Annotated in this window: 12 protein-coding genes; all 12 read right to left on the bottom strand. The window is 61.3% G+C overall.

Going from position 1 to position 15,703, the window contains the following annotated elements; all coding sequences use genetic code 11:
* Positions 1 to 468: 468 nt before the first annotated feature.
* The 12 genes from carB to rpsF all read right to left on the bottom strand — a co-directional run bounded on the left by carB (position 469) and on the right by rpsF (position 15,189).
* Complete coding sequence (gene carB, locus ABHR63_RS09400) at positions 469 to 3,783, bottom strand: carbamoyl-phosphate synthase large subunit (protein ID WP_346964954.1); 3,315 nt, start codon at positions 3,781 to 3,783, stop codon at positions 469 to 471.
* 1 nt (position 3,784) lies between these two features.
* A complete protein-coding gene (carA, locus tag ABHR63_RS09395; RefSeq protein ID WP_346964953.1) occupies positions 3,785 to 5,224 on the bottom strand; it encodes a glutamine-hydrolyzing carbamoyl-phosphate synthase small subunit in 1,440 nt (479 codons plus the stop codon).
* A 207-nt stretch (positions 5,225 to 5,431) separates the two neighbouring features.
* On the bottom strand, positions 5,432 to 6,391 hold the full coding sequence (locus ABHR63_RS09390) for a hypothetical protein (protein WP_346964952.1): 960 nt from the start codon (positions 6,389 to 6,391) through the stop codon (positions 5,432 to 5,434).
* A gap of 19 nt (positions 6,392 to 6,410) precedes the next feature.
* Positions 6,411 to 8,180, bottom strand: coding sequence for an ABC transporter ATP-binding protein (locus ABHR63_RS09385; protein WP_346965986.1), 1,770 nt, complete (start codon positions 8,178 to 8,180; stop codon positions 6,411 to 6,413).
* A 184-nt stretch (positions 8,181 to 8,364) separates the two neighbouring features.
* Positions 8,365 to 9,060: an NUDIX domain-containing protein gene (locus ABHR63_RS09380; protein ID WP_346964950.1), complete on the bottom strand. Its 696-nt coding sequence runs from the start codon at positions 9,058 to 9,060 to the stop codon at positions 8,365 to 8,367.
* Between the two features lie 21 nt (positions 9,061 to 9,081).
* Positions 9,082 to 10,386: a phosphoribosylamine--glycine ligase gene (gene purD / locus ABHR63_RS09375; protein WP_346964949.1), complete on the bottom strand. Its 1,305-nt coding sequence runs from the start codon at positions 10,384 to 10,386 to the stop codon at positions 9,082 to 9,084.
* 118 nt (positions 10,387 to 10,504) lie between these two features.
* Positions 10,505 to 11,791: an adenylosuccinate synthase gene (locus ABHR63_RS09370; protein ID WP_346964948.1), complete on the bottom strand. Its 1,287-nt coding sequence runs from the start codon at positions 11,789 to 11,791 to the stop codon at positions 10,505 to 10,507.
* Between the two features lie 93 nt (positions 11,792 to 11,884).
* Complete coding sequence (gene dnaB / locus ABHR63_RS09365; protein ID WP_006235827.1) at positions 11,885 to 13,282, bottom strand: replicative DNA helicase; 1,398 nt, start codon at positions 13,280 to 13,282, stop codon at positions 11,885 to 11,887.
* A 218-nt stretch (positions 13,283 to 13,500) separates the two neighbouring features.
* Positions 13,501 to 14,040 (bottom strand): 50S ribosomal protein L9, encoded by a 540-nt coding sequence (gene rplI, locus ABHR63_RS09360; protein ID WP_346964947.1) that lies wholly within the window; start codon positions 14,038 to 14,040, stop codon positions 13,501 to 13,503.
* Between the two features lie 15 nt (positions 14,041 to 14,055).
* Complete coding sequence (gene rpsR, locus ABHR63_RS09355) at positions 14,056 to 14,322, bottom strand: 30S ribosomal protein S18 (protein ID WP_006235829.1); 267 nt, start codon at positions 14,320 to 14,322, stop codon at positions 14,056 to 14,058.
* Positions 14,323 to 14,394: 72 nt separating this feature from the next.
* Positions 14,395 to 14,847, bottom strand: coding sequence for a single-stranded DNA-binding protein (locus ABHR63_RS09350; protein WP_006235830.1), 453 nt, complete (start codon positions 14,845 to 14,847; stop codon positions 14,395 to 14,397).
* Between the two features lie 48 nt (positions 14,848 to 14,895).
* On the bottom strand, positions 14,896 to 15,189 hold the full coding sequence (rpsF, locus tag ABHR63_RS09345; protein WP_006235831.1) for a 30S ribosomal protein S6: 294 nt from the start codon (positions 15,187 to 15,189) through the stop codon (positions 14,896 to 14,898).
* Positions 15,190 to 15,703 lie beyond the last annotated feature (514 nt).

The raw sequence follows: 15,703 nt of genomic DNA, 5'->3' as shown, positions 1-15,703 counted from the left end.
CAGGCCGGCCCCGACAGAGGGGAGGCGCCGCGCGCTCGGGCGGCGCGCCAGGGAGATAGTGGACGAGATAGTCGAGAAGCGCGGCCTCAAGAAGGAGTAACATCGGGACTTGCAGCGACGGACCTCAGGACACTCTTACACCACGTCTGCGCGCGCTACCCTTTGAGAAATACAAATCTGAACTAACTGTCCAAAGACATATCTCTCCCTTGGTAAAAGGCCTTCATATGATTGCAATTCACCTGAAGGCCCCATACAAAATGTGGGCTCTGTCGTCCGAATGAACGACAGAGCCCACACTCATTTTCTGTTCAGCCCTAGTCATCGCGCAAAGCCCCTTCGGCAGCACGCGGTGAAGCCAAGTCACCGCAGGCCGGGGCGGGAGGCGGACCTTTCTCTCGGAAAACTTCGCGAAGCCCAGTTTCCGAGAGAAAGTGTCCGGCTGCCGCCCCGGCCGACCAGGTCACATTACACCGTGTGCTGCGGCAGGTCCTGCAGGGCGATGACGTCCATGCCCATGTCGTTGGCGCTGCCGTGACCCTGCTGGTCCTCGCGCACCGCCTCGATGGCACTCACATACGTGTTGGCGGCAGACATCGCCGTCACGCAGGTTACGCCGCGGCGCACGGCCTCGGTACGCAGCAGGTAGCCATCGCCACGAGAGCCCGGGCCGTACGGTGTGTTGATGATTACCGCAATCTTGCCATCGGCGATGAGGTCGCCGATGTTGGGACGCTCGCCGTCGTGCGGGCCGCTGATCTTCTCCACGACTTCGCACGTCACGTTGCCGCCGCGCAGCACGCGCGCCGTACCCTCGGTGGAGCAGATGTCAAAGCCCAGGTAGCGCAGGATACGCGCGACCGAAAGGATATGACGCTTGTCGCGGTCGCATACGCTGATGAACACCTTGCCGCAGCTCGGATCGGGCAGCTTGTAGTCGATCGCCAGCTGCGTCTTGGCGTATGCCTCGGGATAGCTCTTGGCGATACCCATGACCTCGCCCGTCGACTTCATCTCGGGTCCCAGAATAACGTCGGCACCGGGGAAACGGCCCCAGGGCATAACGGCTTCCTTCATGCAGAACCAGTCCAGCTGACGCTCGTCGCTCGGCAGGCCCAGGCTCGCGATGGAATCGCCTGCCATGATACGCGCCGCACACTTGGCCAGCGGCACGCCGGTGGCCTTGGAGATAAACGGCACGGTACGGCTGGCACGCGGGTTGGCCTCGATCACGTAGACGGTCTCGCCCTTGATGGCATACTGCACGTTGACCAGGCCGCGTACGCCCAGCGCCATCGCGATGCGGCGCGTGGTCTCGCGGAGCTTTGCCTGCAGGCTCTCGCTAAAGCTGAACGGCGGGATGCAGGTCGCAGAGTCGCCGGAGTGAATACCGGCCTCCTCGATATGCTCCAGAATGCCGCCGATGTAGACCTCCTCGCCGTCGCACAGGGCGTCGACGTCGGACTCGATCGCACCCTCCAGGAAGCGGTCCAGGTACACCGGGTAGTCGGGGCTAATGCGCGCAGCCTCGGCCATGTAATCGCGCAGATGCTCGGCATCGTAGGCGATCATCATGCCGCGGCCGCCCAGCACGTAGCTCGGACGCACCAGCAGCGGGTAGCCGATGTGCGCGGCCACGGCCTCGGCCTCCTCAAACGAGGTGGCTTGGCCCGCCGGCGGATACATGATGCCCAGCTTGTCGAGCAGAGCGGCGAAGCGCTCGCGGTCCTCGGCAAAGTCGATGGCGTCGGGCTTGGTGCCCATAATGTTCACGCCGCTCTCCTCGAGCATGCGCGCCAGCTTAAGCGGAGTCTGGCCGCCGAGCGTCACCACAACGCCGTCGGGACGCTCAACATCGATGACATCCATGACGTCCTCGTAGGTGAGCGGCTCAAAGTACAAGCGGTCAGAGGTGTCGTAGTCAGTCGAGACGGTCTCGGGATTGCAGTTGACCATGATGGCCTCGAAGCCGCGGGCCGCCAGCGCGTAGCTCGCGTGCACGCAGCAGTAATCGAACTCGATACCCTGGCCAATGCGGTTGGGGCCGGCGCCCAGGATCATCGCCTTGGGCTTGTCCGCCGGCGTGGTCTCGTCGGGAGCCACGCACTTCTTGGCATCCGGGCTCGTTCGGTAGATGTTCTCGTACGTCTTGTAGTGGTACTCCGTGGCGCTCGAGAACTCCGCGGCGCAGGTATCGACCGTCTTCATGCTGGGAACCACGCCCAGACCCTTGCGATAGGCGCGCACAAAGCGCTCATCCGAGCCGGTCAGCGCGGCAATCTCGGCGTCACTCGTGCCGTACTGCTTGAGCAAGCGCATCGCGTCGGCGTCGATATCCTCCACACGCAGGCCGCGGATGCTCTCCTGGACCTGCACCATGTCGTTGATACGGTTGAGGTACCACGGGTCGATGCCGCAGGTGGCATGGATGCGAGCGATGTCCCAGCCACGGCGCAGGGCCTCGACCACAAAGAAGATGCGGTGCTCGGTCGGCGTGGCCACGGCCTGAGCGAGCTCATCGTCGCTCAGCTTATCGGCACCCTCCTTGCCACCGGCGCAGATACCCTGGTGACCGTCCTCCAGCGAGCGCATGGCTTTGCCGAAGGCCTCCTCAAAGGTGCGGCCAATCGCCATGATCTCGCCCACGGCCTTCATGCGCGTGGTGAGCGTGGGGTCGGTACCCTTGAACTTCTCGAAGGCAAAGCGCGGCACCTTAACGACGCAGTAGTCGATCGTGGGCTCAAAGCAGGCAGGCGTGGCCTTGGTGATGTCGTTGACGATCTCATCGAGCGTATAGCCCACAGCCAGACGCGCGGCAGCCTTGGCGATGGGGAAACCCGTGGCCTTGGAGGCCAGCGCGGACGAACGGCTCACGCGCGGGTTCATCTCGATGACGATCAAGCGACCGGTGTTGGGGTTCACGGCAAACTGCACGTTGGAGCCACCGGTCTCGACGCCGATCTTCTCCAGAATGGCGAGCGAGGCCACGCGCATACGCTGATACTCAAGGTCGGAGAGCGTCTGCGCCGGCGCCACGGTGATGGAGTCGCCGGTGTGCACGCCCATGGGGTCGAGATTCTCGATGGAGCACACGATGATGCCGTTGCCGGCGTGGTCACGCATGACCTCCATCTCATACTCTTTCCAGCCCTCGATGGACTCCTCGACCAGCACCTCGTGGGCGGGCGAGAGCTCCAAGCCCTGGCTCACGATGGAGACGAGCTCCTCGTGGGTATGCGCGATGCCGCCACCGGCACCGCCCAAGGTAAAGCTCGGACGCAGCACGCAGGGATAGCCCACGCGCTCGGCGATGGCCTCGGCGTCGGCCACGCTATAGGCATAGCCCGAGCGCGCGACCTCCAGGCCAATCTCGGCCATGGCCTCGTTAAAGAGCTTGCGGTCCTCGCCGCGCTCGATAGCGGCCAGGTCGCAGCCGATCATCTCGACGCCATACTTGTCGAGCGTGCCGTCCTTTGCCAGCTCGACGGCAGCGTTCAGACCGGTCTGGCCGCCCAGCGTGGGCAGCAGCGCGTCCGGGCGCTCCTTCTTGATCACACGCTCGATAAACTCGGCGGTGATGGGCTCAACATAGGTGCGGTCGGCAAGACCCGGGTCGGTCATGATAGTCGCCGGGTTGGAGTTGACCAGGATGACCTCAAAGCCATCCTCCTTGAGCACCTTGCAGGCCTGGGCGCCGGAGTAGTCGAACTCACAGGCCTGGCCAATAACGATGGGGCCCGAACCAATGACGAGGATGCGCTTGATGTCAGTACGTTTAGGCATGTTAGTTCTCCTCGGTCTCGGTCGCGGCGGTCTCGGCGAAATTCCAGCCGGCAAGGCGGTCCTTCGCGGTGTCGATGTCCAGGTAGTTCTCCTCGCCGTCCATGAGTCGCGTAAAGGCGGTGAAGAGATAGTGGGCATCGGTGGGGCCGGGCGAAGCCTCGGGGTGGTACTGGACCGAGAAGCACGGGACGTCGAGCAGCTGGATGCCCTCGGCGGTGCCGTCGTTGAGGTTCACGTGCGTCAGGCGAATGCGGCCGAAGCGCTCGTTCATCACGACCGGCGCGATGCCGCGACGCACCCAGACGCGCAGGTCGCCATCGGCCGCATGCTCGGTCTCGCCGCCGGAAAGCTCCGGGATCAGTTTGCCCAGGCTGGGGAACAGCAGGCCAAAGCCGTGGTTTTGCGCGGTAATCTCCACGCGACGGCTCACCAGGTTCATAACCGGCTGGTTACCGCCACGGTGACCGAATTTAAGCTTTTCCATTTGGGCGCCGCACGCCAAGCTGATCATCTGGTGACCAAGGCAAATGCCAAAGACCGGCACCTTGCCGATCAGCTGCTGCACCTGCTCGTAGGTCTCCACCACGGCATCGGGGTCGCCGGGGCCGTTGGATAAAAAGACGCCATCGGGATTCATGTCGAGCACCTCACTCGCGGGCGTATCCCACGGCACGACGGTGAGATCGCAGCCGGCGCGGACCAGGCCCTCCAGAATGCCGCGCTTCACGCCGCAGTCGTAGGCAACCACCTTGTGGCGGGCAGGGGCGGCTTCCGCGAGCGCAAAGTCATGCGTGGCGGGCAGATCGGCAGCTGCAAACTCATGAGGCTCGGGGCAGCTCACGGTCTTGACCAGGTTCTCGCCCACCAGCGTGGGGGCTGCGGCCAGACGCTCGGCAAGTTCGGCGACGTCAAAGATCTCGGTCGAGATAATGCCCATCTTGGAACCGTTGTCGCGCAGGTGGCGCACCAGGGCGCGGGTATCGACACCCTCGATGGCGACGATGCCGTGAGCGCGCAGATACTCCGGCACGCTGACGGCCGAGCGCCAGTTAGAAGGCGTGGCGCACATGTCGCGGACAATCATGCCGCGCATGGCCGGAGCGCTCGCAGGGCGCACGGCGTCACCAGGGAAGGCCGACTGGACATCGGTCTCGTCGATGCCGTAGTTGCCGATCTGCGGATAGGTCATGGTTACGATTTGGCCGGCATAGCTCGGGTCGGTCATGACCTCAAAATAGCCCTCGAGCGAGGTGTTGAAGCAGACTTCGCCGGTCGCGGTGCCCTCGGCGCCGCATGCACGTCCATAAAAAATGGTCCCATCCTCAAGGTACAGGATGCAGGGACCGCAGGTGCCCTTGCTGGTTTTGGACAGCATGCGCTGGCAAAGCTCGCTGGGCGCGAAGGTGCGGGCAGCAGTGCCCGCAGTATGGTTGTTCGCCATAATTCTCCTTCCCGGTCTCTCCGGACCGGCTTAAAGGTTGGTAGTTAGGCCTTGCGGTATTTTAACCGCAAGTATGCGCCATGGCGTTAATTTCATCGAAATGTTTACGAAATGATAATTATGACTTTCTATGCATAATGATTTTTCTAGGACGGGGATTAAAAATCATCCCGCGCGGGCACTTGGCTCACGCGGGATGATGGCGTCTTATTTATCCTGCTCCAGCAGATCGGACGGCGTGCGATCGGGCTTGCCACCGCGGAAGATCTCGCGGCCATGCAGACGATGCTCCAGATCACGTTCGGCCTTTTCCTCGTCAATCTTGGTCTGGCTCACCGACGGGTCCTCAATCAGTGACGACACCGAGTTCACCTGCTTTTGAATGCGCTCGGCAATCGTGTCGTCCATGCTCACGATATGCATCTTCCAGTCGATGTTCGTGGCGGTCGAAGAGCTCTTGGTCCACACAAATGTCAAAATGGCACTCTGATGACCCCGCGCGGGAAACATGCCAAAGAAGGAATCATGCTGGATATTGCTGTCCTCATCGATATAGGCGTGCACGTTGTACACCACGCGGTCGATCTTATCGTTGAGCAACGCGTTGGTCGCAAGCGCCGCGGCCTGAATCTGCCCGTTGGACAGCAGCTCGAGCTCGTTGGCAGACGACGTGTCCAGCACCGTCACCTCGACCGCACCCGTGCGCTCGTCCGCCTCGTCGACGCTAAAGTCGAGCGGGAACTGCGTAAAGCCGTTACCCCACTCAAGGCCGCCCTTCAGTGCCGTGGAAACGGTATCCACCGAAACACTCTCGGACAGGTTGGCAGTGTTCAGGCGGCGCATCACGCCGTAGCCGATCTGCATGCCCACGATTAACACCAGAATGCCGATAACTACGGCCATGGCGGTCTTCGTAATGGTATGGCTCACCTGCGAGCCCGAAGGGTCGTCCTCGGACAGCGGGTCGATCTGCTTTGTCTGGCTTGCGCGATCTTCGCTGCGAAGCTGCGCCAGCGCCGCCTTGTCGCCGCGCTTGGCCGCAGCCTCTTTTTCGCGCATGCGCTCGGTGCGCTTTTTGGCAAGCGTCGGATCCAAAACGCCGGATGCGTCGATCTCGGAGAATAACTCCGTCACTTCTTCCGGAGTCAAAGGGTTCTTCTCAGCCATATACTTCCTGTCATATCAATCAGTCGAGCTCGTGCGCACGCGCACCTTCGAACTGCATTCGATAGTAACGGGCATAGGTGCCGCCACGGGCGAGAAGCTGCTCGTGCGTACCACGTTCCACAACGCGACCATGCTCGACGGTCGCAATCTCGTCGGCATGTTTAATGGTCGAGAGACGGTGGGCGATGATGATCGTGGTGCGGCCGCGCGCCAGGCGCTCGAGCGACTCCTGCACCGCCTCCTCGCTCTCGTTATCCAAGGCGCTCGTCGCCTCGTCCAGGATCAGGATCTTGGGGTTCTTGAGAAACACGCGCGCAATGGCTACGCGCTGCTTCTGGCCGCCCGAAAGACGGCTGCCGCGCTCGCCCACGACCGTGTCGTAGCCCTGCGGCAGCGACTCAATGAAGGCATCGATATTGGCGCGGCGGGCGGCCTCGGCAACCTCTTCCGCCGTGGCGCCTGGCTTGCCGTAGGCGATGTTCTCGCCAATCGTACCGTCAAACAGATAGACATCCTGCTGCACCAGGCCAATGGCGCGGCGCAGACTCTGTTGCGTCACGTCGCGCACGTCCTGGCCGTCGATGCTGATGGATCCGTCCGCCACGTCGTAAAAGCGCGGCAGCAGCGAACACGTTGTGGACTTGCCACCGCCCGAGGGGCCAACCAGGGCAATGGTCTGGCCGGGCTTGATGGACAGATTCATATGGTCGATCACGGGACGAGCTTCTTCGCTGCTGCCCAGCTCAACATCCTCGTAGCTGAAGCACACATCGCGATATTCAACCGCGCCAGCCGTCACCTGCAGGTCCGCGGCATCCGGCTTATCCTGGATATCCGGGGCGGTCGAAAGCACCTCGTCCATGCGTTTAAAGCCGGCGATGGCCTTCTGATACGTTTCGGCCGAATTGACGAGCGTCTCGAGCGGCGTGCAGAACAGCGAAATATAGAGCGCGAAGGTCGCCATATCGACCGCCTGCAGCTGTCCCTGGGCGACCAGCCAACCACCCAGCAGTACCACGATCACGTACAACACGCCCGAGAGCAGGCCATACGTCGCAGTGTAGACGCCCATGGCGTGATACATATTCTCCTTGGACGAAAGATAGCGGTCATTAGAGGCGCGGAACTTGGAGCGCTCAGCCTCCTCGTTCGCAAAACTCTTGACCACGCGCATGCCTGCCAGCGAATCCTGCAGCTGAGCATTAATACCGCTGATCTTTTTGCGGTTGTCGCTGAAGACCTCGCGCATGCGCATGTTCTGCCAAAACATGATGACCGCAAACACCGCCGTCACCACGGCCATAGCAAGCGCCAGCACCGGGGCAATAGCAAAGAGGATCACAAACGAGCCGACGATCTCGATGCCGCAGATGATAATCCACTCGGGCACGTGGTGTGCCGCCTCGCAGATATCGAACAGGTCGTTGACCACGCGGCTCATCATGTCACCCGAGCTGTTGCGATCGAAGTACGCAAAGCCAAAGCGCTCGTACTGATCGAACAGGTCCTCGCGCATCTTGGACTCCATGCGCGCGCCCATCACGTGGCCCCAGTAACTCACAAAGTAGCGACAGGCGCAACGGATGGCATACATCAGTACCAGGCCAACCGCGATCATGCCGAGTGCCTGCATAATAGCAGCCTGACCCTGGGTAAAGAGCCCGCCGGTCAGATTGCGCAGAATGATAGGAAACGCCAGGTCAATGGCGGCAAGCACCAGGGCACAAACAGTATCGGCAACAAAAAGCCCCATCTGGGGCTTGTAATACGAAAGAAACCTCTTAAACATAGTCACCTTACGCGGTTTTACCAAACCGCGTTTCGTCTCGACGCTGCAGGTGCTCCATTTGGACAATCTGGCCTTCAATCGTCGGTCGCGTATATCCATACGCTTCCCTTCTCTTTTAGGCCACCTTGTCTCAAATGGAGCACTTTCGCTGACTTACACAAACCTGCGGGATCATCCCCGCTCGTTAAAGTTCCGCTCCACCCAAACGATGAGCAATGCTGTCGCAAGCCAAGGCACCCACAACGGTCTTGGCGTCTTCGATCTTGCCGTCGAGTACGGCGTCGATCAGCTCATGCAGTGGCACCAGGTCGACGTTGACAAACTCGTCATCGTCGGGGTCGGGCGCATCAAACTCGAGCTTGGTAGCCAAGTAGATGTGGATGATCTCATCGCAAAAACCGCAGGACGTGACAATCGACGTCAAAAAGCGAATGCGACCGGCCCTAAAGCCCGTCTCCTCATGTAGCTCGCGCTTGGCGCAATCGAGCGGGTCCTCGCCTGGATCGAGCTTGCCGGCGGGAATCTCGACCGTCACGCGGTCGATGGCGGTGCGGTACTGACGCACCAGTACAATCTTGCCGCTCTCGGTCAGTGCCACAACGGCCGCCGCACCCGGATGGCGAACGATATCGCGAGCGCTGCGGTGACCGTTGGGCAGCTCAACCTCAAGACGGTGGACGTCGAGGATCTTGCCCTTCCAGGCGCACTCCTCCGAAAGAATCTTCTCGTGCAGCTCGGCATCGTGCGGGTCGTCGTCGCCCAGCACCAGCGCCGGCTCGTCAGCGACCTCGCCACCAGGCTCGCCCTCGGCGTGCCCATATATGCGGCTATCTTCCTCGACGATCTGCGCATCCACGAGCTCTTCGTTCTTCTCGTCCATCCGTCTCATCCCTCTCGGACTTTAGGCATCCCAGGCGTCACGGCCACGCAGCGCGCGCAGACCGATGTCATGACGCAGAGTCTTGCCCTCAAAATCAATCTTCTCGCAGGCCTCGTAGGCAAGGTTGCGGGCGTTCTCGAACGTGTCGCCCAGCGCGGTCACGGCAAGCACACGGCCGCCGTTGGTCACAAGCTGGCCATCCACCACGGCGGTGCCGGCATGATACACGGTCACGTTCTCCATGGCCTCGGCGTCGGCGATACCGGTGATGACTTTGCCCTTCTCGTAGCTGCCGGGGTAGCCCGCGCTCGTCAGGACAACAGCCACGGCCCACTCGTCGCGCCAATCGAGCTCAATCTGATCAAGCTCACAGTTGGCGCAGGCGAGCATAACCTCGACCAGGTCGTTCTTGAGGCGCGGCAGCACGACCTGCGTCTCAGGGTCGCCAAAGCGGGCGTTGAACTCCAGCACCTTGGGGCCGGCGGGGGTAAGCATAAAGCCGCCGTACAGGCAGCCGCGGTAGTCGATGCCCTCGGCGGCGAGCTCGGCCACGGTCTGCTCCATGACCTTCACCATGGTGGCGTGCTCCTCGTCGGTCACGATGGGCACCGGGCTGTAGACGCCCATGCCACCGGTGTTGGGGCCCTTGTCGCCCTCGAGTGCACGCTTGTGATCCTGCGAGGTGGCCATGGGGCGCACGGTCTTGCCGTCGGTAAAGGCCAGCAGCGAGCACTCGGGGCCGGTCAGCATTTCCTCAATGACAACGGTGTTGCCGGCATCGCCAAAGGTGCCGCCAAAGCACTCGCGCACGGCCTCCTCGGCCTGCGCAAGCTCAGTCGCCACGATAACGCCCTTGCCTGCGGCCAGGCCGTCAGCCTTCACGACCAGCGGGGCACCCTGCTCGCGCACATAGGCGAGAGCCGAAGCCTCGTCAGTAAATGAGCCGTAGGCCGCCGTAGGGATACCGGCACGCTCCATGAGCTGCTTGGAGAATAGCTTGGAACCCTCCATCTGGGCGCCCTCGGCACCCGGGCCAAAGCAGGGAATACCCGCCGCGCGCACGGCGTCGGCCACGCCCGCCACGAGCGGAGCCTCGGGGCCAATTACCACGAGTCCGCATCCGCGGCTCTGGGCAAACGCCGCCACGGCCGCAGGATCGCAATCGTCGAGAACAACGTTCTCGCCGCAGCTCGCGGTGCCGCCGTTACCCGGCGCGATGTAGAGCTTGCCGGCGCGCGGTGATGCTGCGAGCTTTGCTGCCAGAGCATGCTCGCGGCCGCCGCTGCCCAACAACAGGATGTCGATGGTTTGAGTGTCCGCCTTCAAGGGTGCCTCCTCTATGGATGAACGGCCCGCTCCGCGCGAGCCCTTTGCAAGCAAATATACCCCTCGGCCGCCCGTCCGGGCTGCAAAGGGGTATATCGCAATAACCGAATAGTGCCGATTACTTCCAGAATCGGTTGATGATCTGCTCGCGACCAGCGCCGACGCCAATAAACGTCACGCGGGTGTGTGCCAGATCCTCGATAAACGCCACGTAGTCCTGAGCCTCCTGCGGCAGCTCCTCAAAGCTGCGGCAACCGGTGATGTCGCACTTCCAGCCCGGGAGCTCCTCGTAGATGGGCTTGGCGCGCTCAAAACGAACCTGATGCTCGGGCACGCTGGTGTAACGCTCGCCGTCGACGTCGTAGGCCACGCACACCTTGATGGTGTCGAAGGCCGAAAGCACGTCGAGCTTGGTCACGGCGATGTCGGTGAGGCCGTTGACGCGCGAGGCATAGTTGGCGATAGGGCCGTCGAACCAGCCGCAGCGACGACGGCGACCGGTGGTCACGCCGTACTCATAGCCCTCCTCGGTCAGCGTGTGGCCGGCCTCGGACTCATAGGAAAGCTCGGTGGGCATGGGGCCCGAACCGACGCGGGTGATGTAGGCCTTCATGACGCCCAGCACGCGGTCGACGTTCTTCATGCCGACGCCAGAACCGGTAATGGCGCCGCCGGCGGTGCAGTTGGAAGACGTCACGTACGGATAGGTGCCGTGGTCGATGTCGAGCAGCGTCGCCTGGGCGCCCTCAAACAGCAGGTCCTTGCCCTCATCGATCATGTTGTTGAGCAGCAGGCTCGTCTCGGTGATGTAGGGGCGCAGGCGCTCGGCCATCGGCAGGTACTCGTCGCAAATCTGGTCCACGGTGTAGGTGGGCAGGTTGTAGATGAGCTCGAGCTCGGGGTTCACGCGGGCGAGAGCGGTCTCCAGCTTGTCGCGGAACAGCGTCTCGTCCAGCATGTCCTGCATGCGCAGACCAATGCGGGCCATCTTGTCCTGATAGCACGGACCGATACCGCGCTTGGTGGTACCGATGTTCTTCTTGCCGAGCTTCTGCTCAAAGGCGCCATCCAGATCGATGTGGTACGGCATGATGACATGCGCGTTGCCGCTAATCTTGAGGTTCTTGGTGGTGATGCCGTCGGCCTCGAACATGTCGATCTCCTCAAGGACAACCTTGGGATTGACGACGCAGCCGTTACCGATCACCGACACGTGGTCGGAATACATGATGCCGGAGGGCACCTGGTGCAGGCCGTACTTCTTGCCGTTGACGACGATGGTGTGGCCGGCGTTGTTGCCTCCCGAGTAGCGCACGACGGCATCGAAGTCGCCGGCGACCAGGTCGCAGATCTTACCCTTGCCCTCATCGCCCCACTGGGCACCGACCAAAACGGTTGACGGCATGTTTACTCCTTACATTCATGGACTGTCTACGCGCCACGCCGGCACGCAGAAGCACAAAACATTCCCAGTATACCCGTGCAACGGGCGCCTGTCCTACTCCTCGGCATGTGCCCCATCAAGCTCATAGAACTTGGTGGATGCCGGCAGGAACATCAGGTCGACGTCGCCGATCGGGCCCGAACGGTTCTTGGCCACGACAATACGCGTAACGCCCTCGTCGGGTCGATCGTCGCGCGAGGCTTCGGCCTCGTCGGCGGATCGGTCCAAGAACATAACGATATCGGCGTCCTGCTCGATGGAGCCCGATTCACGAAGGTCGGAAAGCTGCGGGCGCTTGCCGGTACGGGATTCGACCTGACGCGAGAGCTGCGACAGCGCGATGAGCGGGATCTTGAGCTCCTTGGCCATGATCTTCAGACCACGCGACATCTCGGAGACCTCGACGGTACGGCTCTCGGAGCGGCGTCCCGGCGGAGGACTCACCAGCTGCAGGTAGTCCAGGATGATGATAGCTTTCTCCTTGTTGTGGAGCATGCGGCGGCTCTTGGCGCGAATCTCGGTCACTGTGGTGCCGGGCGTATCGTCAATCAGAATATCGAGCTTGGACAAGGTCTGCGTGGCCTCGTTGATATTTGCCCACTGCTCGGGGCTAATGCGGCCCATGCGGAAGTCACTGATCGAGATCATGGCGTAGGCGCAAATCAGACGCTGGGCAATTTCCTTGCCCGACATCTCCAGCGAGAAGAAGCCGACGGTATAACCGGCAGCGGCAGCGTTGAGCGCCAGATTCAGGGCGAACGACGTCTTACCCACAGCAGGGCGGGCGCCGATGATGATGAGCTGGCCCTCGCGAAAACCCATGAGCATGCGGTCGAGCGACGGGAAGCCCGTGGGCACGCCCGCAGCCTGGCCGCCTGCCTGGCACACTTCCTCGGCCTCGTTATAGGCCTCGACCATAAACTCGGTCAGCGTCTTGTAGCTCGACTTGACCTCGCGCGCCGTGACCTTGAGCAACTTGCTCTCGGCCAGCTCCACGACCTCTTTGGTATCGGTGGGAGCGTTATAGGCCAGCGCGTTGATCTCGTTGGTGGCGCCGATCAGCTCACGCAGCATCGAATCGCGGCGAACGATAGCGGCATGGTGCTGCCAGTTGACGAGCGACAGGGTCTGACCCATCAACTCCAAAATGTAGGCCTCGCCGCCCACGGCATCAAGCTTGTTGATGCTTCGCAGGTAATCGATCAGCGAGATGGAGTCGATGGGAATGCGGCTGTTGTACATATCGACCATCGCGGTATAGATGGTCTTATGAATGGGCCGGTAGAAGTCATCGGGCTGCAGCTCGACCTGGGCCTCTTCGACCACCTCGGGCGATAGCAGCATAGCGGCCAGTACATTGGCCTCTGCATCTTGGTTTTGGGGAAGACCCAACTTGGAGCCGCGGTCCTCAACCGTCAGCCCGGTCTCCCTATCGTCATATGCCATGAGCATCCTCATTCATATCGCTTGCGAGCATCCATAGTATCAGCCACGGTCCCAAAACGCGCCGCGCGCCGCCAATCATCACCGAACCAAACGGATGAACGGTCCTGTATATAGGACTTCGACGCAACGTTCACCATGACACTCACTCAGCGCAAAAAACAAAAGGGCGCCCTGGTTTCCCAGAGCGCCCTTCTTAGAACAAGATTGTTGCGTTGCAGCAAATGCTACTCGGCAGCAGCCTCAGTCTCGACCTCGGCGGTCTCGGCCTCGGCGGCCTCAGCGGCCTCCTCGACCTCAGCCTCGGCAGCGAGCTCCTCGGCGGTAACGCCGACGAGAACGACAACCTCGGCCTTGATCTCGCGGTACAGCGAGATGGCAACGGTGTGGGCACCGGCAACCTTGATGGGCTTACCGAGCTCGACGCGCTTGCGGTCGATGTCCATACCGAGCTGAGCCTTGATGGCGTCAGCGATCATAGCGGCGGTAACGGAGCCAAAGAGGATGCCCTCGTCGCCGACCTTGACGTCAACGGTGACCGTCTTGCCCTCGAAGGCAGCCTTGGTCTCGTTGGCGGTAGCCAGACGGACGGCCTCGCGCTTGGCGATGTTGTTGCGACGCTCGTCAAGCTGCTTGAGGTTGCCCTTGGTGGCGGCAACAGCGAGCTTCTTGGGGAACAGGAAGTTCTCAGCGTAACCCTGAGCGACCTCTACGACGTCACCCTCGCCGCCCTTGCCCTTGATCTCATCGAGAAGAATAACCTTCATGATGCGTCTCCCTTCTTAGCCGCGGTCGCGGTTGCCACGAGAGGAAACCACGGGGACGGTGTACGGCAGGAGAGCCATCTCGCGGGCGCGCTTGATGGCGTTGGCGATGTCATGCTGATGCTGCGTGCAAGCGCCAGTGACGCGACGGGGCTTGATCTTGCCACGGTCGGTCATGTACTTACGGAGAAGCTGAGTGTCCTTATAGTCGATGAACTCAGTGTTCTCCTTGCAGAACTGGCAGTACTTACGACGCGGCTGACGTGCAGAAAAATCATTAGCCATGTCAAAATACCTTTCATTTGGCAACTTCGGCGAACCGAAGCCGCCTCTCACTCAAAAATAGGTGAACAACCCTTAGAACGGGATGTCCTCATCGTAGACGTCGACCGCGGGCGGCGTAGCCACCGGTGCGGCAGGACGTGCTGCGGGCGCGGGAGCTGCGGGGGCGTAACCGCCCTGATCGTAGCCACCCTGGCCACCACGGGAGCTCATAAACTCGATCTCATCGACGATGACCTCAAGCTTGCTCCTGCGCTGGCCGTCGCGCTCCCAAGAGCTGTAGCGCAGCTTGCCCTCGATCGCGACCTTGTTTCCCTTTGCCAGGAAACGGCTCACGGCCTCGGCGCGGGTGCCGAACATAGTGCAGTCGACAAAGTTGGGATAGTCCTCCCACTCGCCAGTCTGCGCGTTGCGGCGACGATCGTTCACGGCGACGCCAAAGGACAGAACCTGGGTTCCGCCAGCGGTGGCGCGCAGCTCGGGATCGCGGGTGAGATTACCGGTGATGTTCACTCGATTGATGCTCATAACTCACTACTTCCTCTTGGGGCACAAGCCCAGTCCAAAACGACAGTCTTACTCCTGGTCGTCGCGACGGACGATCATGTGGCGGACCACAGCGTCGGTGATGCGCAGGACGCGATCAAGCTCGGCGATCTGGGTAGGATCTGCGTGGAAGTTGATGAGGGTGTAGTCACCATCGGTGAGGTCGTTGATCTCGTAGGCGAGCTTGCGCTTGCCCCACTCGTCAACGGAGTCGACCTTGCCAGCGCCCTCAGCGATCGTGGTATCGATACGCTTCATAACAGCGAGACGAGTCTCGGGGTCGAGCGACGGGTCAACAAAGAACAGCAGTTCATAAGCCTTCATATTGTCACCTCCTCTGGGCAAATGTGGCTTCAGGTCGTGAAGGTGCGCCTGAAGCAGGAAAAGACTTGGTAATAATATCTTTCAACCTCCCAGGCCGCAAGAATATGCAGCTACAACCTCATGACCTCCACATATGCCCATGCTCGCACCACGTTTCATGCGCATTCCAACCAAATGCCGACCAAGAGCTTGACGGATTTGTGGACAAGATACGACGCCGCGGGGACAAGCTGAGCCAAGCCGCAGGTCAACGGGCACAAGGCTGTGGTCGCAAAATGCATACCAGTGGTCCACAGCACCACCCAAAGATTTTTAAATTCATTGCCAAGTCACTTATGAATACCCCTTTTGAACAATTGAGTTGATCAACCACGCTGGTCGGAAGCCGTTTTTTGGCACCTCAAACCCCACTGCAACGCCAAGCGCGGCCAAGCGTTGGTTGATTTCCGATCTCAGCCGAACACATTAAGCGAATAGGCCGTTCCCGCAGCTAGCCGAACGCCCCCGAGGTCCT

The sequence above is a fragment of the Collinsella aerofaciens genome (assembly GCF_039752775.1).
Taxonomy (GTDB): domain Bacteria; phylum Actinomycetota; class Coriobacteriia; order Coriobacteriales; family Coriobacteriaceae; genus Collinsella; species Collinsella aerofaciens_R.
The sequence above is the reverse complement of the archived record's forward strand: the minus strand, read 5'-3'. Positions and strand labels throughout refer to the sequence as shown.

Excerpts from the sequence above, each read along its gene's own strand:
- carB (WP_346964954.1), bottom strand. The coding sequence starts at position 3,783 with ATGCCTAAACGTACTGACATCAAGCGCATCCTCGTCATTGGTTCGGGC.
- carA (WP_346964953.1), bottom strand. The coding sequence starts at position 5,224 with ATGGCGAACAACCATACTGCGGGCACTGCTGCCCGCACCTTCGCGCCC.
- ABHR63_RS09390 (WP_346964952.1), bottom strand. The coding sequence starts at position 6,391 with ATGGCTGAGAAGAACCCTTTGACTCCGGAAGAAGTGACGGAGTTATTC.
- ABHR63_RS09385 (WP_346965986.1), bottom strand. The coding sequence starts at position 8,180 with ATGTTTAAGAGGTTTCTTTCGTATTACAAGCCCCAGATGGGGCTTTTT.
- ABHR63_RS09380 (WP_346964950.1), bottom strand. The coding sequence starts at position 9,060 with ATGGACGAGAAGAACGAAGAGCTCGTGGATGCGCAGATCGTCGAGGAA.
- ABHR63_RS09370 (WP_346964948.1), bottom strand. The coding sequence starts at position 11,791 with ATGCCGTCAACCGTTTTGGTCGGTGCCCAGTGGGGCGATGAGGGCAAG.
- dnaB (WP_006235827.1), bottom strand. The coding sequence starts at position 13,282 with ATGCTCATGGCATATGACGATAGGGAGACCGGGCTGACGGTTGAGGAC.
- rplI (WP_346964947.1), bottom strand. The coding sequence starts at position 14,040 with ATGAAGGTTATTCTTCTCGATGAGATCAAGGGCAAGGGCGGCGAGGGT.
- rpsR (WP_006235829.1), bottom strand. The coding sequence starts at position 14,322 with ATGGCTAATGATTTTTCTGCACGTCAGCCGCGTCGTAAGTACTGCCAG.
- ABHR63_RS09350 (WP_006235830.1), bottom strand. The coding sequence starts at position 14,847 with ATGAGCATCAATCGAGTGAACATCACCGGTAATCTCACCCGCGATCCC.
- rpsF (WP_006235831.1), bottom strand. The coding sequence starts at position 15,189 with ATGAAGGCTTATGAACTGCTGTTCTTTGTTGACCCGTCGCTCGACCCC.